Raw genomic sequence first — 18,672 nt, 5'->3', positions numbered from 1 at the left:
CCCGTCATGGGATCGGGCGGGGCGGGCGTTGTCTTCCAGCCCGGCGGGCATGGCCAGCTGGATATGGTGCAGTCTCATGTTTGGTCCCTAGATGACTTCCAGCGGCACCGGTGAGGTAGGGGCCGGGAAGGCGGCGTCGATGCGGGCCAGGTGCTCGTCGTTCAGCCGCAGGCTGCCGGCCTCCGCGTTTTGCCGCACATGCTCGATGCTGCTGGACTTGGGCAGCGCGATCACGCTGCCCGAACGGATCGCCCAGGCGATCAGCACCTGGGCGACACTGACCCCCATTTCCTGGGCAATGGCGTTCAGGGTACGGTCGGACAGCATCTCGCCCTGCTCCAGGGGCGAGTAGGCCATGACCGGCACCGGCGGCTTCATGGACAGCTGCTGCGGGATCAGGTCGAATTCGATGCCGCGGCGGGAGGGGTTGTACAGCACCTGGTTTACCGCCGGGTGCCCGGGCAGGTAGGACAGTTCCTCCGGATCAAAATTGCTCACGCCCCAGGCCCCGATCAGTCCGCGGTCCTTGAGCTGTTCGAAGGCCTCCACTGTGTCTTCCAGCGGGTGCGCCCCGGGCCAGTGCAGCAGGTAGAGATCGATCCAGTCGGTGCCCAAGCGCTCCAGCGAGCGCTCGCAGGCGGTGATGGTGCCCCGCAGCGACGCGTTGGAGGGCAGGACCTTGTCGACGAGGAAGACTTCATCGCGCACCGGCGCGATCGCTTCACCGACCAGCTCCTCACTGCGCCCATCGCCGTACATTTCCGCGGTGTCCACCAGCGACAGGCCCAGCTCAATGCCGGTGCGCAGCGTGGCGATTTCCTTCTCCCGTGCCGCGGGATCATCTCCCATGAACCACGTGCCCTGGCCAATGGCCGGAACCGCATCCCCATGCGCGAGTTGTACCAAAGTATGGTGTTCCATGCCATACACCCTAGGCGAGGAGTCGTGTCCTGCCCGGTTTTTGTTGACTGCTCAACACCATTGGGGGCGAATTCATAGCAAAATCAGCGTTTGTTAATAACAGCGTGCTGCCGCGTCCGGGTCGGCGCAGAACAGGAATCCGGGGGTAAAGTCGGCGCAACGAGAAAAGCCAGCATCTGTGAATGCTGGCTTTTCCCGGTATCGGCCGAAGTCGTTCTGCGCGTCATCGACGCGAGCGAGAAGACCGTGGCTAACTTACTCAATTGACCAAATGGCACGCCCCCCAAAGCGTCCAAGTGCCCCGTTGGCCAATTGACCATAGCTTATTGGGTGTCAAGGACATTTGGAGGGGTACTAAGTAGTGCTTTCGGAATTTTTAGGTAGTACTGCGTAGACGAATACCTGGCCTGTCCGACAGGGTTTGGGCGAAAACCTGCCAATGGCGCGATGACTGGGGCAGGCATTGCTTAGGTGGCGCTGTCCCAGTAACTCGTGACAGCCTGCGATGCCCGGTTCGGCTGGGCCGGTTGCGCCGCCCCATGGTGGAAGTCGTCGGGGTCGCTGTCATCATGGTCAATGAGCTGGCGCCGGTCGCGGATTCCCAGCTTGGCGTAGGCCCGCTGCAGGTGGCCCTCCACGGTGCGCGGGGAAAGGTACAGTGCGGCGGCGATTTGCGTGTTGCTTTCACCCTGGGCGGCTCGCACGCAGGCGGCGTACTCGCGTTCGCTTAGCAGGGCGGAATCCACCCGGGCCCGTCCCAGACGCGGGGAGTTCACATTGGCCAGCGGTCCGGCGATCTCGGCGCAGCGGCTGAGCAGGTGGGAGGCCCGCGCCCGTTTCCCGGAGGCCCGGGCCAGTTCGGAGCCGTGGTTGGCCAGCTCGGCGGCGTACAGCAGGCGCCCTTGCCGCACGTGGTTGTCAATCAGCTCATCCAGCTGCGGGCCCAGGTTCTCCAGTGCGGTGCCGTAACCGGCCAGGGTGGTGGCCAACGTACCTTCCACGGTGGCGGCCAGGGAACTGAACTGTTCGGTCTGCTCGGTCAGCCGCAACCGCCAGGCGTCATGCAGCAGCCGCACCTGCTGCATTTTCAGCCCGCGTTCCTCGGCCTGGGTGAGCAGCCGTGAGAGGTAGTCCCGGGCCGCGGCGGTGCCCTCGCTGCGCAGTACGGCCGCCAGCAGCGCCCGTTCCGCTTCCAGGCGCAGAGGCTGTCCATCAAAGCGGGCGGCGCGGGCCTGCTGCAGGAAGTGCCGTGCCTGTTCGGTGTTCCCCAGCAGGGAGGCGGCCCGGGAGCGCAGTGCCCAGACAATTGAGGCGGCGTTCAGCGGGTCGTTGAGCTCGGCCAGGGACAGCGCCTGGTCCAATGCCACGGCGGCGACCTGCGCGTTGCCGGTCTCCAGGTTCCAGGCACCCTTCCAAATCAGCTGGTCCAGGTGGTGGGCGGAGCTGGAGTCGTCCTGGATCCGGGTGATGCGCGAACGCAGCTGCTGGGACCCGTTGCCTTCGGCCAACAGGACCGGGTGCAGCGCCGAGAACATGGTGCGCCGGCCACAGGCGCCGGTGTGCGCCCACACCGGCGAGGCGAATACCTGGGTGAACAGCTCTCGGGCCCGTACCGCCTGCCCCTGATAGGCCAGCAGCAGCCCGTAGCGCGCGAGACAGGCCAGGCGAAGATCCGCGTGGATCCGCTGGTCCTCGAATGCCGCCAACAGGCTGACCGGATCCACCGGCTGGTCCTGCAGGCTCAGCAGCACCAGACGCTGAGCCTCCACATCCGGCGGATCCCCAGGGCGCGGCTGCAGCAGGTCCAACGCCAGCTGCGGGGTGGGGCCATGGTGGTGAATGTAGGCGGCCGCCTGACGGATTGGCGCCGCATGCTGATCCAACCAGGGGGATAGGGTCTCCAGGCCCTGATTTGCCGCACCGGTCTCGAACTGGGCCACTGCCCGGGCGGCGGCCAACAGGGCGCGGGTCTCCTCGGCCACCTGCTGCTGGGAACCCAGTTGCTCGGTCAGCGCCACCACGATGTCATACCGGTAATTCGCCCCAGCCCGCAATACGGGCCGCAACAGCTCATCTGCCGGCAGCGGACATCCGACCCGCTGACGCAGCAGGGCCAGGTTGATTTCCAGCTCCCCGGTACGCGCCCCATTCGAGATCACCGGGCCCAGCGCCTGCAGATGCTGGCCCAGCCGGTGACGGCCCAGCAGGCCAACAACGGCCTCCGCCGGGATGCCGGCAGTCAAGTCGACCAAGGGGGTGGCGGGTGAGTCACCTTGGGAAGGCTCGGCATCCAGGATCCGCGCTAGTCCGGTATCGATGGCCCGGTCCAGCACCTCGGTGCCCAGCACCTCCCCGGCCCGCTGCAGCGGCAATTGACCGGTAATGGCCAGGCGCTCCACCAGTTCACGTATGGGAGGGGACTCGGCCCTCAGCCGGGCGTGGACCAGATCGCTGATCCGCGTCCCATTGGGTTTCCACTCCGGGTGCAGGCTCCAGTACCCGCCCACAAAGCGCACCGCCTGCTCGTCCTGCGCGTCATAGAGCAACTCGCGCATCTGCAGGGGCTTGCCGCCAGAGACATGCAACAAGGTGCACACGGTACTTTCGTTGACAGGGCCGCCAAGCACCCCCTCGGTGAGGAACCGTGCGTCCTCACGATTCATTGGTGCCATCTCCAGCCGCCAGGAGCTGTGCATGCTGGCCAATTGAGCCAGGCAAATGGGCAGCTGACGCAGTTGGGTGGTCGCCACCACCAGGTGCACTTGACCCGAGAGGGCCAGTTGCGCAAGGACGGCGGCGCTTTGCTCATCGACCTGCTCGGCTCGATCCAGCAGGATCCACATGGGTGAGTGGGAAGAGAACCCGGTGATGGCGGCAATCATTCGCATCGGATGCCCCGCCGCTTCCCGCGTCTGCGGGATCTGTGAACACAGGCTGGACAGGACAGCGAACTCAACATGGGCCAAGCCCGAAGCACCGGTAATCCAATAGAACTTCTGCCCCAGCGCCCGCAGCAGACGCAGGGCGAAAGTGGTGCGCCCACTGCCGGGCTTGCCAATCACGAAAACCGTCTTGCCCTCCTGCAGTCTTTGCACGCCTTCGTGCATCGCAGTGTGTCGGGATGGCAATAGTGCCGGAAGGGGGGCGGAGGGGCCAGTCATGGGCGCAGGGACTTTCAGTGCGAGGCGGATAAAGGGGCTGGGGAAGAGAGCTAATCCGGCACTCGCCGCGCACCACGCAGCCCGTCCCGAGAGGGGCTGGGGTAATGCGTGGCGTCCATAACCCCAGTGTCGCACCGCGTGCGTTTTTGCGATAGCCCCGCGTCAGGGCCAACAGATGGCGCAGATATTCGAAATCCGCTCTTGGAAGGACGGGTAATGAAAAAACACCAAAACACCGATTCGAACGCGTGTTCTAATCCAATGATTCGCCCAGCTCCCGCTGGCTCGAACCGGACACGGGGGTAACCCAGCGCTCGCCGAGGGCCGCCAGGAGCACTGATCCATCTAGCGGACGCCCAGTCGCTGGCAACCACAGGCCGCACGGCGTTACGCTACGGTCAGAAGCACGATCTTTAGAAAGGAAACGTCATGAGCCACAAATTCTCTGTCGGAGACCACGTGTCCTGGAACTCCGAGGCGGGACGCGTCACCGGCAAGATCACCAAGGTCCACACCAGCGACTTCACCTACAAGGGGCACAACCGCCGCGCCAGTGACGCCGAGCCCCAGTATGAAATCAAGAGCGACAAAACAGACCACATTGCCGCGCACAAGGGCAGTGCCCTACGCAAGCTGGAGAAGTGAGTAGCGGGCAGTGATCAAGGCAACGGTCTACACCATCGGTCACTCGACCCACGACATCGACGAATTCCTGGCAATGCTCAAGGAACAACACGTGACAGTCCTCGTGGACGTGCGCCGCCTGCCCGGCTCCAACCGCTACCCGCAATTCAACCAAGAAGAACTGCAGTCCGCGCTCGCCGACGCCGGAATCGAATATCGCTGGATGCAATCGCTCACCGGCCGCCGACCCGTGAGCCGGACTGTGCCATTTGAAACTAACGCCTGGTGGCAGAACCGCAGTTTCCACAATTACGCCGACTACGCGTTGAGTGAGGGCTTTAGCCACGGCCTGGGGGAGTTGGCGGAACTGGCCAAGGAGCAGATCCCGGCGGTGATGTGTTCCGAAGCCGTCTGGTGGCGCTGCCATCGGCGCATCATTGCGGACCACCTGCTGGCCCGTAAGTTCCCGGTGCACCACATCATGGGACCTGGCGAGGTGAAGGACGCCGAACTCAGTTCCGGCGCGCGCATTGGAGGCAACGAGCCCGAGGTGACATATCCCGCCACTGCCGCCGAATAGGGGCCGACGCTACAGCGCTGATGTGTGACATGCGGCGTCTTTAAGCCAATTCACGAGGTTGCGCCTTCGGCCGAACTGAGATTCACGGAGAAGGCGAGAGCCGACCGCGCTGAAGCCGTCACAGAATCTCAGGGGCCCTATTTCCGGGGTCGGAGCCAGAGCGAATCGGATCTGGAAGCTGTTAATCAACCGGAGTGGTGGCTGGAAACTCCCGTGAACTGTCACCCCGCTATGGACACGGTGCAGGGGTGATGGGATTCTTTTGCCGTTTAATAGCCGTCCGGGTGTTCCAGCTTTGAGGATTATCTGTGCGCCAAGCGGTTCCGTTCACAGGCCAGTCAAGAGGCATCCATCATGAGCGAACAGACAGCCGGGCAGCCGCCGCGCTATTCCATCAACCTCACCTTAGACGGGTGCAGTGACCACCGATTGGGGGTGCCGGACGAGGAACTACACGCGCACTCGGCCTAAACCATTGCCAAGGCCGACGCGCTGATCTTCGGCCGGGTTACCTACCAACTCATGGAGAGCGCCTGGCGGGCCTCACCGACGGCACCACAAATGCCACCGTGGACGAAACCTTTCGCGCAAACCATTGATCAGGCCAAAAAGTACGTGGTCTCCAGCACGCTGGAACACGTGGACTGGAACGCGGAACTGCTCGCCGGGGACCTTCAAATAGCAATCAGGAGGGCTAAAGCGTCAGCCCGGCAGGGGCCTTTACGTTGGGGGAGTGCAGTTGCCACTGGCGCTGGCCGAATTTGTGCTGATTGACGAGTACGTGCGTATGCAAGTGAGGATCACCAGCGCGTGAGTCGTAGTGATCGTAAGCGGTTGCGATCACTCCGCGCACATCGAATTGCGCAACCGCACCGTTGCCTGCGCTTGCACCTGCACGGGTGAATGCAACCTCGCGTTCCATGTACGCAACCGCCGCATGATGCGCTTCCGCGATCAACGCCTGGGTCCCTGCGTCAGCGACCGCCCAGAGCACGCTCGCCGACTTTGGGATGGAGAATATGAAGTCGAATCCGGCAACCGCTTTGCGGCCTCCTCGTTCGGCTTCTTCGGCTTCGATGGCCGCAGTCGCTCGGCCTCGTTCGACCGGGCTCAGCAAAGAATGGAGCGCCTCGACTCGGGCTTGAACGCGCTGTTCGACACTCTTATAGACCGGGTATGCCCGCCCCAGCGGTGCTCGGGTGATTGGGTCGCGCCCCATTCCTACGAGAAGTTGGAGCTGTGCTTCGCTGACTTCATCACCAGGCACCAGTTGGCCGCTGCCGAGCGCCGAAAGCCCGGCACCCATCCACCTGCCCGGCGGCGTGCCCTCGGCGGAGTAGTAGCGAGTCAATGGCGTCGATAGTGATTGGTCTCCGTCGCCTGCCGCGACTGTGCGCAGCAGGTATTTGTATCCGTCTCCGGCGGACGTCACCCGCACTGACACCGTCATGGTCGAGCACCTTTCCTTCGTTACGAATGAGGTGGTCAACAGGGGTCAGAACCTCGATCTGCCAGAGGCGTGGTGACTCAGTGAGCGGGTAATATCACTCAGCCTCGCCGCTGTCTCTGATTGACCGCTCAGGCCCCTGCCAGATCTTGGCGATCACGCGAGCAAGCTCGTCGGCTCGATCTTCGATGTCTTGCTCCGTCCAAGACTGCTGATGCTGGAGGATCTCCTTATTTAAGACCTGCAGGTTGAACTGGTTCAGGATGCTCCACTTACCACGCCCGGGCTGCCCACCATGGGACAAATCCTTGGCTTCTGCATCCGTCCAAGGCCGGTTCGAAAGAGACGAATTCAACGATTGCGGAATGAGCGTCAAATTACCGAGCGTATGTACCGCTCTATCGCGCTGCTGTTCTTGCTCATGAGTGAGCTGAACTGCGGGCCGCCAATGTTCACGCCACTTCTGCGGCATCACGTGCTCAATCGACATCGAAACAGGCAGAGGCACGTCACCGTACCTCGAATCCTGCGCACGCTTATACTCCTCGACCGCGCGAAGCACTACGGCGATACGGTTCTGTTTGATGTAGCCATACAGTCGCTTGGAGCCCACCTCGGCTATGAACTTCTCGTCACTTGGCCACTCGCGGGTGTGGGCGGTCTGCTGTGACAAGAACGTACGAATCTCAGCACCCGCCTGCTTCACTTCCACTGACGACAAGGTCTTTAACAACGCGACAACGAGCTTGTTCAAGTCCTTCGAAGTCATCTGCAGGAGCGTTCGCCGAACGATCCAGCTCTCCAGTGCGGCGAGCCCGATCTCGATCTGGTCATCCGGAAGGCGGTGATTCGGAGAGATCGCCCACAGAAACACCGGCGTCGTTGCAGCGAGTTCCATCGTCTCGATGATTCGACTCCGGAACTTCCCGGCCGCTGTTTGCGTATCTAGGTCCCCGAAACCTCGGTAGGTATCTGCGTCGGCGCGAAGCTCGGTCAAGAAATCTTCGGCGGTCGCTGGTGTGCCCATGAGCGGTGTCGCATACTCAACGAAAGTGCGAAAAACCAGTTCAGCTTTCACTTCGTCCCGCATACGCATGGTGAGCCAGTAGTGCAGGAAAATGTCCACGCGTGAGCGGCTCAAACGCCCCTGCGTGATCTCCTCGCGCCACCAATCCGTGTCGAAGTCCTCCCACAACGTGCGCGACCACTTGTCAACATCCGCACCGATCTTCTGCCCATGCCGGAACACCCAGTTCTTGATCAGATCGGCCTTTAGCAAAGGCGTACCGCGGTCGTTGAGCGTCTCAAATATTAGCTGCGCGTCGTCATCACCCGTAAGGTCGATGGCGACGACGACGAGGCGGCTAGCGAGGGTTTCTGCCAGCTGTTCTGCACGCTCGGCAGCGTTCCCCGGCGGCACTTCGCCATCATCATCGGCGAGCCCGACAATCCAGCGCTCTGCTTCTGCGCTGAAGAAATCATGGGCGCCCTGAATCTGACCGGCTTCGCCCGGATCTGGTTCTGCCGGGTCCATCGCATGGATGAACTCGGCGCGGTTCGCTTGGGACGGCCAAAGCTTAAAGCGTTGTGGCGTTCCTCTGTAGACCGCCTGTTGGTTGAGGACCAGCTCTTCAAGACGCTCAGCTTCTTCTTCATGCCCGTTCTTGTTGAGTACGTCCTGGACCGCATCGAGTAGCAGCTGCAAGGTGGTAAGCCTCTGTTGTCCGTCGATGACATCCAGCTCGGTGATTGCGGCGCTGCCCGCCTGAAGCAGCTCAAACACTACCGCTCCGAGGAAGTGGCTCTTGATCGGCGTTGAGGAAGCCACAAGGTGGCTCTCAGCGACGCGCTGGATGTCGTCCCATAGTGGAGCCCACTGGTCTTCTTCGTTCCACACGTACGGCCGCTGGTATGCCGGGATCACGTAGTGTTTGCGACCCTCGAACAGTTCTGTTGCGGTTGCTTTACTCGGTTGTTGCAATTGCCTGATACTTTCTGTCTCAGCCGTCGAGTGCCCGTGCAAGGTGCTTTACGAACTGCGCGGTGCGGCGCTTGCGCCCGAACGTCTGCAGGGTCATTGCTTCCAGTTCGGCACGACTCACTGCAGAATTGCCTTCTCTAATGAAGCGAGCGGCGTTTCTGATCTCTACCGGGCTGATTCGCGTGAATGGACGTTCCACGTCGCTCCCGTTGGGGCGGAACTCTGCCCAGGTGTCAGCATCGATCGAGTCGGGCCATACGAACTTGTCTGCATCCACGTTCAGACCGGACGCAGCAATCTGTCGGGCGAGTTGTCCACGTCGCTTGGAGTGGAGCTTGTTCATTCCGAACGATGCCGCGACCAACTCAGCCAAACGGTCGATATGGATCGGCCCTTCGAACTCTGCGATCTCGATCGCGACAGCGCGAACCTGCTCTTTCGCTGCTTTCTTGGGCAGGTCGTCAAGCACTGAAGTGTCTCCCACCAGCACGATGGTCCAGGCCTCGAATGCGGAGCGCTCGGAGCCGATCCGTGGTGTCTCCGCTGCGTTCCTGCGAATTAGCATGCTCGGATCAGGTGCCACTTCCTCGTCGGAAGGCGCAGGATCACTCTGCTCACTGGCGGGATCGTTCTCAGCAGCTACCGCCACCGGAACAAACTCATCCGCAGAAATCGGAGGACTCGCGACGCCAGACTCTCGTGCGACTTCCTCGAGCGCAGCCAGTCGCAACTTCTCAGCGGGGACGAGGCCTTCGCGATCGTTGAAGTGCTCGAGCAGCCGCACGACGAAGTCATGGGTGCGCCACGCATCAAGCTCGTTGAGTTCATGCCCGTGCGCCCAGCGATTCCGCATGATTCTCAGTTCGCCACCCAAGGTACTGACGATTCGAGTCCGCGGGTCATCGAACGGGAAGCCGAGCCCTCCGAGCCGTTCTGTCAACATGCGCAACTGTGCTTGAAGGTCCAGAGGTGAGTACTGCATATTGACGTACCCTTTGGCGTTATCCAGCTCCCGCAGAATGACTGTCCATTCCAGGCCTTGTAGTGAAGTGGACAGCCGAGTAGCAATGATGACGTTGAGACGACCAGCAAGCAGATCGAGACCGTCCTGCACGGATCCACGAGGATTGAACGTCATTACTCACCTTTTCCTTTCACTGCCATCCAAGGCACCAAGCGCACTTCGCCTTCGCTGACGTCAGGCAATGGTTCTACTGACTTTTGATTTGAAGCCCAGCACCTCGATCAGGCGGGCGCCTCGTTGGTTGAGCATGGGCGCAGCCTGGTCTGCCAGTTCAGCCCAGTCGGCTCGCTTGGGTACGTTTTCACGAATGTGATGGCTTGCGAAAAGCCCGCTGTTCGCAAATCCAGAGATCGTCGTCCTCTCGAGTGCTTTCTGATAACTCGAAAAACGTTGCCGTGCTGCAAGATCGTCGGGCTCATCAAGCACCGACTGCAGGTATCGCTCGGCCAACGACACAGGTAGCTGCAGCATGACATTCTGTGGATCGGGACCATACAAATAAGTAGTCTCACCGTAGGTCACCACAACTACGAGGGAGATCTGCTTTTTGCCACTACGGCGATTGAAGAGGCCGGAAAGAATCTCACGCTTCGGCTGTGAAGCGGAGTGGGCAACCGCCACCTGGAACCCACCAAGACCGTCAGGGTCAGCACCGATGTAGATCTTTCCAAGCGTGATTCCAGAAGGGGCATCATTGTCGCGCCAGACGGGCGCCTGCTCGGCTACGAGTTTGAACATCACTTACCTATCTCAATCACAACTAGTACGGGCTCGCCTGTTGCTTTTGAATACACAGACCAAGGAATGATACCGGAATTACGGGATCCAGTTTGTCCACGACGTATCCTTTCTGGGTTGGGCCTTGATTAGGCTATGGGTGACCACCGACATTGATGTCGCAATCGGCTCTTCGGGCGGATTGTCAGGACGGTTTGGGCACCTCCGGTGCAGCTGTACCACCGCTGCGAACCCAGTCGTCGACCTCTGTGGCTTGGAACTTCCAGAGGCGACCGATCTTATGGGCGGGCATGCCCTTTTCGGCGATCCAGGTATAGATGGTGTCCTTCGTGACGCCAAGGTGGGCGGCGATGTCGTCAGCAGACAGCCACGGCTCAGTCACGTTTGGTCCTCCCTCACCGACCCATGCGGGCCGTCACTGCCGATGATATCGAAGTTGTGCCGATTGGGCTGGGTTTTTCCGGGTGAATGTGGTTTTCAGCGACCTATGCGCTGGCCGAGCCAGTCTGCTACCGTGTTATGCCAGCGTTCGTTATCGGTATTCCAGTTGAGGGTATGACCAGCGTTGAAGGCTTCAAGAGTGACGAGTTCTGGGCGCTGGTCCCGTAAGCGTTTGGACATTGCGGGACCGAGTCATCGCGGGTGCCGTGAAGGATCAGTGTTGGGACTTCGAGTTCGTAGGCCCGCTTTACCCAGTTGAAGTCATCGAGAGGCAAGGCCGCTGGCAGGCTGACCGTGCGCGCAAGCCGTTCTCTCGTCAACCAGGGCATCGCGAGAGTGCCTGCGCTGCTGGGCAACCAGGTGTGCTTGCAGTTCGCTTGGATTACCGAGCGCCAGTCGAGCACAGGTGAGTCGAGCACGAGTCCGACGATCAGATCTCGATACTCCGCTCGGTGTGCAAGTTGCAGCGCAATCGCGGCACCCATTGACTAGCCGAAGAGCACGATCCGTTCGGCACCACGCCTGATCGCGTAACCGATTGCAGCATCGACGTCTTCGACTTCAGTGACGCCGAGTGTCGACCTGCCGTTGCCGAGGAGTGGGCCTTCGCCATCGTACCGGTAGCTGACCACGAGCGAGGTGAAGCCAAGTTCGGTCGCGACCTGCACGCCGCGAATCGTACCTGCTCGGGAACTGCCGAGCCCGTGAACGTGTATTGCCACGTCGAAAGGTCGCCATCGATTCGCCAGGCAGGCGCGTGGCCAACTGGCGTGACAATAACGTTGTCGCGGTGTTCAAGCCCGGCGTCTGCTGGGGATGCATAGTAGATGCCACTCCACGAGGCCAGATCCCCTGCTCGTGGACTGAACCCCTCGGAGACTCCTGTGATGGTTCGAGCAATGAACTCGGGGGCGCGGTCGTCGACTTTGCTTCCGAGCTGCACCCAGCCACCACGTTCGAACCAGAGGTTATAGACGCCTTGTGCTTCTGTGCCCTGAGTGCGATCGAGCACAAGACGCGACTGTCCATCAGCTTGTTCAACACTACGCACAGTGAGATTGGAGTCGCGCGGCCCGATGCAATCAAGCGTTCTTCCACCGGATCTTCATCGAGGAAGACGGGGACGTCCGTGTCGAATATGAACGCCCCTTCGGTTCACTCTGCGATACCGAGGAGCAGATGAACGCTCTGAACTGGGCCGCGGAAGCGAAGAAGAAGGGAGAGGCTCAGACCGGACAAAGAGTGGTTACTCTTGTCGAGGGTTTGAACCTCTCCCATTTGGGGTGAGTAACGGGGCTTGAACCCGCGACCTTCTGGACCACAACCAGACGCTCTACCAACTGAGCTATACCCACCATATTCTTTTTTGTTCCCTGACTAGTCAGAACGCTTTTGCTTACTGATTTCGTACCGGGCAACGAGAATTATCATACACACAATCGGCTGGTGAATGCCAACTCGGAAAGCATCGGTTTCGCTGTGTTGTCGATCACCAGCCGATTGGGGGAGCCGTTACCTGCCCTGCGCGGCCGATCCGCTCACCTGGCGGGCCACCTTCGCGGCCTCGACCGAGGTCGGGCCGGGGGAGGGGACCATGATGGTGCCGCGGTAGTACTTCAGCTCGTCGATGGAGTCCTGGATGTCACCCAGCGCACGGTGGTTGCCAGTCTTCACCGGGGCGTTGTAGTGCGCCTTGGTGTACCAGCGCCGGGCGAGCTCCTTGATGGTGGACACGTCGATGACCCGGTAGTGCAGGTGGTCGATGACCGCGGGCATGTCCCGGGCCAGGAAGTTCTTGTCCATGCCCACCGAGTTGCCGCCCAGCAGGGCCTTCTTCGGTTCGGGCACCCGGGCGGTGATGTACTCCAGCACCAGCTTCTGGGCTTCGTCCATCTCCATCCCGCCGGCCAGCTCCGGCAGCAGGCCGCTGGCGATGTGCATGTCGCGCACGAAGTCGTCCATCTGCTCCAGGGCCGCCTCATCCGGCTTGATCACCACGCTGATGCCCTCATCAAGCACGTTCAGTTCCGCGTCGGTGATCAGCACCGCCACCTCGATCAGCGCGTCGGTTTCCAGGTTCAGCCCGGTCATCTCGCAGTCGATCCATACAATCATTTCTGAGTTACTAGCCACGGGAACCAATCTACCGCCGTTGTGCGGTGAACATCGCACACGCGGGGCGGGTTGCCACGGTGTCACGCCCGGAATTTGGCGGCCCCGGTGCTAAAATCGACAGAGATTTTCCAGCTCTGCACTAGGTTCGCCCCGGACCTGCAGCGGCGGCCCGATGCCGCGGCAGGGCGTCGCCCTGTCATGAACCCACGAGGTGTAATGGTGTCCACTAACCAGCCAGAGGTCCTGGAGCACAAGCCGGCCACCGGCGTGCCGCGCACTCTGGTCAGCGGCCTGATCGGCTCCACCCTGGTGCTCTTCGGCTCCTTTGGGGTCGGCTGGCTGGCCAGCGTCTCGCCGCTGAACCAGGACCCCTTCTTCATCATGATGCGCACTGAGACGTTCTGGGTGATCACCTCCGTGATCCTGTTGACACTGGGCTGCTGGGTGCTGGTGCGCGCCTGGTGGCGGCTGGGGCAGAAGCTTGCGGGCTGGCCCGAGGGCTCGCTGGCCGTGGTGCGCAAGGCCGTGCTGCTGTGGAGCGCCCCGCTGCTGGTGAGCATCCCGATCATGTCCCGCGACGTGTTCGCCTATATCGGCCAGGGCCGGCTGGTGATGGCCGGGCAGGACCCGTACAGCGACGGGATCTCCTCGGTGAGCAACTGGTTCCAGCTGGGCACCGACACCATGTGGGCGGAGGACGGCACCCCGTACGGGCCGCTGTACCTGCTGATCGAATACCTGGTGGTCGCCGCCGTGGGGCATTCCACGGACCTGTCGATCCTGGCCTTCAGGCTGATCGCGTTCCTCGGGGTCATCCTGTGCCTGTACTACCTGCCGAAGCTGGCCCGGCTGCACAAGGTCGACGGCGCGAAGGCGACCTGGGTGACCGTGGCCAACCCGCTGTTCCTGCTGAACTTCGTGGCCAGCGCGCACAACGACTCGCTGATGGTGGGCCTGGCCGTCATGGCCGTCTACCTGGCCTGCCAGCGCAGGGGCGTGCTGGCGGTCATCGTGCTGACCGCCTCGATCGGGGTCAAGCCGATCACCCTGGTGCTGCTGCCGTTCATTGGCCTGCTGTGGGCCGGGCCGGAGGCGAAGTGGCCCAAGCGGATCCTGTACTGGTTCTACTCGGGCATGCTGCTGCTGGCGCTGATGGCGCTGCTCGGCTTCCTCAACGGCTACTGGTTCGGCTGGCTGAAGGTCATGCTGTTCACCGGCACCGGGTACTCGATCTTCTCCCCGCTGGGCATCGTGATCATGCTGCTGACCGGCGCGGTCTCCGCGTTCGGGCTGTCCACCGAGTGGATCCTGCCGGTGATCAAGCTGCTGGGCCGGCTGCTGGGGGTGGCGCTGGCGATGGTGGTGATCTTCCGCGGCAAGTACAGCCACCTGGTCCAGCGCCTGGCCATCGGCTTCTCCGCCATCGTGGTGCTCTCCCCGGTGATCCACCCCTGGTACCTGTTGTGGCTGCTGCCGTTCTTCGCGGCCACCGGGATCCGGGATGACTGGCAGATGCTGTGGGTGCACCTGACGGTGCTGTACTTCATCGCCTACCAGGCCGCCGACCAGCTGTTCATCTGGCAGTTCCTGGCCGAGGAGCTGGAGCCCGGGGTCCGGCTCATCTCCTGGGGCGTGTCCATCGCCGCGATCGCCTGGCTGCTGCTGGTGGACCGGCACACCCGCTCGATCCTGCCCGGGCTGCTGAAGCAGACCCCGTGGCTGGCCAACTTCACACGTACCGCATGAGCGCCCCGGTGGTCCGCGCCCCGGCCCCGCCCAGCTTGCGCGCGCTGCGTTGGCACGGGGTGGGTGCCTCGGTGCTGATCACCGTGGCCAGCTGGGGGATTGGCTGGTTCCCGCGCAACCAGCATTCGCCGTTGGCCCGCACCGGCTTCTTCATCCAGTTCCGCACCGAGCTGATCGGGGTGTTGGCCTGCATGCTCATCATGGCGGTCGGGCTGGTGTGGCTCACCCGCTGCTGGCTGCTGCTGCGCCCCAGGGTGGAAAACCAGGGGCAGCTGTCCGGGCGAACCCTGGCCGGGCTGGTGGCCAGCTGGGGTGCCCCGCTGCTGGGCAGCTTCCCGATCCTCTCCCGGGATGTGTACTCCTACCTGGCCCAGGGCCGGATGCTGCAGGCGGCCAAGTCCCCGTACTCCGAGGGGATCTCGGCGTTGCCGGGCTGGTTTGACGGCGGCTCGGACGGCCTGTGGGCCCAGTCGCCCTCACCCTACGGGGTGCTGTTCCTGGTGGTGGCCCGGCTGATCTACGTCATCTCCGGCGGCATCCCGGAAATCGGGGTGGGGCTGCTGCGCCTGCTGGCGGTGGCCGGGGTGGCTGGCTGCTATTGGGCGACCGGGTGGCTGGCGCGCAGGCTCGGGGTGAACCCGCACTGGGCGCTGTGGGTGATCGTGGCCAACCCGCTGTTCCTGCTGACCATGCTCGGCGGGGTGCACAATGATGCGCTGATGATCGCCGCGACCTTCTGGGCGTTTGGCCTGGCCCAGGGCCGGCGGATCATCGCCTCCACGTTCGCGCTGGCGGTGGCGGTGAGCATCAAGCCGATCGTGCTGGTGCTGCTGCCCTTTTTGGGGCTGATGATGCTCGGGCGCAGCGCCGGGCTGCGCGAACGGATCGCGGTGTGGTGGCGCACCACACTGGCCATCGCCGGGTGGCTCACGCTCTTCGGGGCGCTGACCGGGCTCTGGTTCGGCTGGGTGCCTGCGATGCTGACCTCCGGTGCCGCCGCGTTCCCCTACGCCCCGGTGGGCCTGCTGGGCACCCTGTTCGGGCTGCTGGCCTCACTGTTTGGCGCGGACGCCTCGGTGGTGGCCCAGGTGGTGTTCACCCTGGCCCGGCTGTTCTCCGTCTACCTGGTCGCGCGCCTGGCCCTGGCCAGGAACATCAGCGACCCGCTGCGCCTGGGCGCCTGGGCGCTGTCCGCGGTGGTGCTGCTGGCCCCGATCATCCAGCCCTGGTACATCCTGTGGCTCTTTGCCCTGTTCTTCATTTCCCAGCAGGTGTCCTGGACCAGCGAGAAGCTGATGATCGGGTTGAGCATGCTGATCACCCTGGCCGTGTTCGTCGACCAGATCTCCATCGAGCAGTGGCATCCGGTGTGGCTGCTGCGGATCCTGGCCGCGCTGCTGGGGGTGGGCCTGCTGGCCTCGATGCTGCGCTGGGACCGCCAGGTGCGCCAGGTGGGGCAGCAGCTGGGCGCCTGCCGCATCCCGCGCAGCTAGACATCCGGCGTCCGTGGACTAAAGAGCGCCAATTCACACCGGGTTTTGCTCCCGCCCCGACGGCAAATCGTTTTACCCTTGGGTATGCAAAGGATTATGGACCTGTTGTGGCCCGGGGCGATGGCACTGCTGATAGCGGGGCTGTTCGTGGCGACCGCAGGCATCTTCCTGTTGGCGCTGCAGTACCACAAGCACGGGCGCCTGTCCTGGCGCAGAACCATCACCAGCTCGGTGGTGGTGCTCTACGTCTTCGGGCTGCTGAGCTACACCATGCTGCCGATGCCCGAGACCCGCGACGCGTTCTGCCGGCCCGGGGTCGCCCAAACCCAGCTCGAGCCGTTCCATTTCTTCCAGGACTTCAACCTGGCCTGGGAGGGCGGGCGCCGCGCGTTCCTGACCAGTTTTGAACTGTGGCAGGTGCTGTTCAATGTCCTGCTGTTCATCCCGGTGGGGATCCTGGCGATCCGCTGGGCGCGGCAGAACGTGTTCACCGGCACCCTGATCGGCTTTACCCTCTCCCTGGCCATCGAGGCCACCCAGTACACCGGCATCTGGGGGATCTACACCTGCGCCTACCGGGTGGCGGATGTCGATGACCTGATCGTGAACACCTTTGGGGCGTTCCTTGGCACGCTGCTGGCCTACCTGCCGGTCTTTGCCTTCCTCTCCGGGCCGAGCGAACGCGACGGGCAGTACGCCCCGGCCCGGGCCGTCACCCGCTCCCGCCGGGCGCTGGCGAACCTGTTCGACCTGGCGTTCATGTCAGCCCTGGTGATGTCCGTGTCCCTGGTGCTGGAAGTCGCCGAACGCCTGGGCGTGCACACCGCCCGCATCGACTACCTGCAGGACCTGCTCTCCATTGCCGCAGTGCTGCTGGTGGTGATCATCCCGTCCCTGGCCCCGGGACGGGCCACCCTGGGACAACGCTGCGCCTGGTTCGAAGTGCGTGCCCTGACCGGTGGGCCGGCTAGCACCGGGCGGGCGCTGGCCCGGGTGCTGCTGGGCCTGGGCGGGATCTACCTGTTCCAGTCGATCATGGCCATCGTGCCCGAGGGGAACCTGTTCCAGCTGCTCGCCCTGCCGCTGGTGCCCTACATCTGGTTCTCGGTCATCTGGCTGGCCTTTGACCGTTCGGCCCGTGGCGTCTCCGCCCGGGCCTCGGGCACCCGCTTCACCGACCGCCGCGCCTGATCCGCCCACTGCTGCGCCGCCGGGTGCCGGAGCGCTAAAATGGCTGGTGGCGCCGCCAACTCGCAAACCCTGGCGCCACCTTCTTTCCCCATCTCATCCCCAACGCAGCTCACTCACGCCGCCACACGGTGTTCCCCGGCGAGCTGCCGAGCACAGTTAGGCCTGCCATCCCGCATGGATCCCATGGATAACCAGCCCGAAATCCCCAACGAGCCGCACCGTGCCGTCTTGCGCACCGCTGTGGGCGCCACGGTGCTCATCGCGGTGGGCGCGTTCGTGCTCTCCTTCGCCGCCCTGACCGACCTGGCCACCCGTTCGGGCATCGACCCGAAGCTGTCCTGGATCTGGCCGATCATCATCGACGGCATGATCGTGGCCGCCACCGTGGCGATCGTTGCGCTGAACGGCTTCCCGCGCAAGGCCATGATCTACCCGTGGGCGCTGCTGTTCTTTGGCGCGATCGTCTCCACCGCGGCGAACTCCACCCACGCGATCCTGACCGTGGACTCGATCTCCAACGGCGTGCCGCCGCTGGTCTCGGCGCTGGTCGCCGCGATGCCGCCGGTGGTGCTGCTGGCCATCACCCACCTGACCGTGCACATGTACCAGAAGAAGTCCGAGGCGGCGAAGCTGCGCGAAGCCTACGAGCGTGACGTGGAGGCCGAGAACGCCGAGAAGTACGGGGCGGCCTACGATGATGGCTACCAGGCGGCGATGAGCGACGCGCAGAACGCCGAGGCCGAACGCCTGGGCGAGCTGGAGCAGGAGCACCAAGACGCGCTGGCCCGCGCCCGGGCCGAGGCGATCGCCGAAGCCAAGCGCAACCAGGCCAAGGCCGCTGCCGCGCAGGCCAAGACCGCCCAGGCATCGGCCAACGGCAAGCCCGCCCCGGGTTCGGTGGCCACCGCGACCGCCGTGGATGAAAAGGCCCCGCTGTACGACGACCTGGCCCAGCGCCTGAACCGTTCCTAGCGCACCGGCGCCGGTGTCATTCGCCCGGCATCCGGCGTCATCGGATTCGCTGAAGTGTCCACCTGGCCAAGTAGACTCGCACCAGCACCACCGCGCGCACTACGGCGCCGTGGTGTGCAGTGACGGAACGACAGGGGAGCAGCCAATGAGCGAACAGGAGCCAGCCGCCAACGATTTCGCTGAACAGATCGACGAGTCGGTGCGGCGCTACGCCAAGGTGCGCCCGGCACTGCAGCAG

14 protein-coding genes, 1 tRNA gene and 1 pseudogene are annotated in these 18,672 nt (G+C 63.2%); 6 read left to right on the top strand and 10 right to left on the bottom strand.

Annotated features, from left to right (window positions below; translation table 11 throughout):
- Window positions 1–87: 87 nt before the first annotated feature.
- Window positions 88–921, bottom strand: coding sequence for an aldo/keto reductase (locus RCJ92_RS10140; RefSeq protein ID WP_446754488.1), 834 nt, complete (start codon window positions 919–921; stop codon window positions 88–90).
- A 467-nt stretch (window positions 922–1,388) separates the two neighbouring features.
- Window positions 1,389–4,016, bottom strand: a complete 2,628-nt coding sequence (locus tag RCJ92_RS10135; protein ID WP_446754487.1) for a LuxR C-terminal-related transcriptional regulator — start codon at window positions 4,014–4,016, stop codon at window positions 1,389–1,391.
- 495 nt (window positions 4,017–4,511) lie between these two features.
- On the opposite strand from RCJ92_RS10135, the gene RCJ92_RS10130 reads away from it, so the two are divergent.
- Together RCJ92_RS10130 and RCJ92_RS10125 are read left to right on the top strand one after the other, a co-directional pair.
- Window positions 4,512–4,727: a DUF2945 domain-containing protein gene (locus RCJ92_RS10130; RefSeq protein WP_446754486.1), complete on the top strand. Its 216-nt coding sequence runs from the start codon at window positions 4,512–4,514 to the stop codon at window positions 4,725–4,727.
- 10 nt (window positions 4,728–4,737) lie between these two features.
- Window positions 4,738–5,286, top strand: coding sequence for a DUF488 domain-containing protein (locus tag RCJ92_RS10125; RefSeq protein ID WP_446754485.1), 549 nt, complete (start codon window positions 4,738–4,740; stop codon window positions 5,284–5,286).
- A gap of 769 nt (window positions 5,287–6,055) precedes the next feature.
- Here the strand turns inward: RCJ92_RS10125 and mobF are convergent.
- The 8 genes and pseudogenes from mobF to orn form a co-directional block, all read right to left on the bottom strand.
- Window positions 6,056–6,736: pseudogene (mobF, locus tag RCJ92_RS10120) on the bottom strand (MobF family relaxase); the annotation flags it as partial.
- 94 nt (window positions 6,737–6,830) lie between these two features.
- Entirely contained in the window at window positions 6,831–8,714 is a 1,884-nt protein-coding gene (locus RCJ92_RS10115; protein WP_446754484.1) for a DUF262 domain-containing protein, read from the bottom strand.
- Between the two features lie 19 nt (window positions 8,715–8,733).
- Window positions 8,734–9,852: a DUF3320 domain-containing protein gene (locus tag RCJ92_RS10110; RefSeq protein ID WP_446754483.1), complete on the bottom strand. Its 1,119-nt coding sequence runs from the start codon at window positions 9,850–9,852 to the stop codon at window positions 8,734–8,736.
- Window positions 9,853–9,912: 60 nt separating this feature from the next.
- Window positions 9,913–10,476, bottom strand: a complete 564-nt coding sequence (locus tag RCJ92_RS10105; protein ID WP_446754482.1) for a hypothetical protein — start codon at window positions 10,474–10,476, stop codon at window positions 9,913–9,915.
- A 184-nt stretch (window positions 10,477–10,660) separates the two neighbouring features.
- Window positions 10,661–10,858 (bottom strand): helix-turn-helix domain-containing protein, encoded by a 198-nt coding sequence (locus RCJ92_RS10100; RefSeq protein ID WP_217132831.1) that lies wholly within the window; start codon window positions 10,856–10,858, stop codon window positions 10,661–10,663.
- A gap of 547 nt (window positions 10,859–11,405) precedes the next feature.
- On the bottom strand, window positions 11,406–11,585 hold the full coding sequence (locus RCJ92_RS10095; RefSeq protein ID WP_446754481.1) for a hypothetical protein: 180 nt from the start codon (window positions 11,583–11,585) through the stop codon (window positions 11,406–11,408).
- A gap of 611 nt (window positions 11,586–12,196) precedes the next feature.
- Window positions 12,197–12,272 (bottom strand) — tRNA-His (locus RCJ92_RS10090).
- A gap of 157 nt (window positions 12,273–12,429) precedes the next feature.
- The gene (gene orn, locus RCJ92_RS10085; protein WP_343832959.1) at window positions 12,430–13,050 is read right to left on the bottom strand and encodes an oligoribonuclease; all 621 of its coding nucleotides are present in this window, start codon (window positions 13,048–13,050) and stop codon (window positions 12,430–12,432) included.
- Between the two features lie 198 nt (window positions 13,051–13,248).
- On the opposite strand from orn, the gene mptB (RCJ92_RS10080) reads away from it, so the two are divergent.
- The 4 genes from mptB (RCJ92_RS10080) (at window position 13,249) to RCJ92_RS10065 (ending at window position 18,434) form a co-directional block, all read left to right on the top strand.
- A complete protein-coding gene (gene mptB / locus RCJ92_RS10080; RefSeq protein WP_446754480.1) occupies window positions 13,249–14,778 on the top strand; it encodes a polyprenol phosphomannose-dependent alpha 1,6 mannosyltransferase MptB in 1,530 nt (509 codons plus the stop codon).
- Complete coding sequence (mptB, locus tag RCJ92_RS10075) at window positions 14,775–16,271, top strand: polyprenol phosphomannose-dependent alpha 1,6 mannosyltransferase MptB (protein ID WP_446754479.1); 1,497 nt, start codon at window positions 14,775–14,777, stop codon at window positions 16,269–16,271. Before mptB (RCJ92_RS10080) ends, mptB (RCJ92_RS10075) begins: the two co-directional genes overlap by 4 nt.
- Before the next feature lie 96 nt (window positions 16,272–16,367).
- Window positions 16,368–17,462: a VanZ family protein gene (locus RCJ92_RS10070; protein ID WP_446754478.1), complete on the top strand. Its 1,095-nt coding sequence runs from the start codon at window positions 16,368–16,370 to the stop codon at window positions 17,460–17,462.
- 183 nt (window positions 17,463–17,645) lie between these two features.
- Window positions 17,646–18,434 carry a DUF2637 domain-containing protein gene (locus tag RCJ92_RS10065; RefSeq protein ID WP_446754477.1) on the top strand — a complete coding sequence of 263 codons (789 nt, stop codon included), beginning with the start codon at window positions 17,646–17,648 and terminating at the stop codon, window positions 18,432–18,434.
- The last annotated feature ends 238 nt before the right edge of the window (window positions 18,435–18,672 follow it).

The sequence above is a fragment of the Glutamicibacter sp. BSL13 genome, assembly GCF_052928425.1.
Note: the sequence above shows the minus strand (reverse complement) of the source record. Positions and strands in the feature narration are given on the sequence as shown.

What these genes read in the sequence shown, in the direction of transcription:
- RCJ92_RS10070 (WP_446754478.1), top strand. Translation starts at nt 16,368, where the DNA reads ATGGACCTGTTGTGGCCCGGGGCGATGGCACTGCTGATAGCGGGGCTG.
- mptB (WP_446754480.1), top strand. Translation starts at nt 13,249, where the DNA reads ATGGTGTCCACTAACCAGCCAGAGGTCCTGGAGCACAAGCCGGCCACC.
- RCJ92_RS10140 (WP_446754488.1), bottom strand. Translation starts at nt 921, where the DNA reads ATGGAACACCATACTTTGGTACAACTCGCGCATGGGGATGCGGTTCCG.
- RCJ92_RS10110 (WP_446754483.1), bottom strand. Translation starts at nt 9,852, where the DNA reads ATGACGTTCAATCCTCGTGGATCCGTGCAGGACGGTCTCGATCTGCTT.
- mptB (WP_446754479.1), top strand. Translation starts at nt 14,775, where the DNA reads ATGAGCGCCCCGGTGGTCCGCGCCCCGGCCCCGCCCAGCTTGCGCGCG.
- RCJ92_RS10130 (WP_446754486.1), top strand. Translation starts at nt 4,512, where the DNA reads ATGAGCCACAAATTCTCTGTCGGAGACCACGTGTCCTGGAACTCCGAG.
- RCJ92_RS10105 (WP_446754482.1), bottom strand. Translation starts at nt 10,476, where the DNA reads ATGTTCAAACTCGTAGCCGAGCAGGCGCCCGTCTGGCGCGACAATGAT.
- RCJ92_RS10065 (WP_446754477.1), top strand. Translation starts at nt 17,646, where the DNA reads ATGGATAACCAGCCCGAAATCCCCAACGAGCCGCACCGTGCCGTCTTG.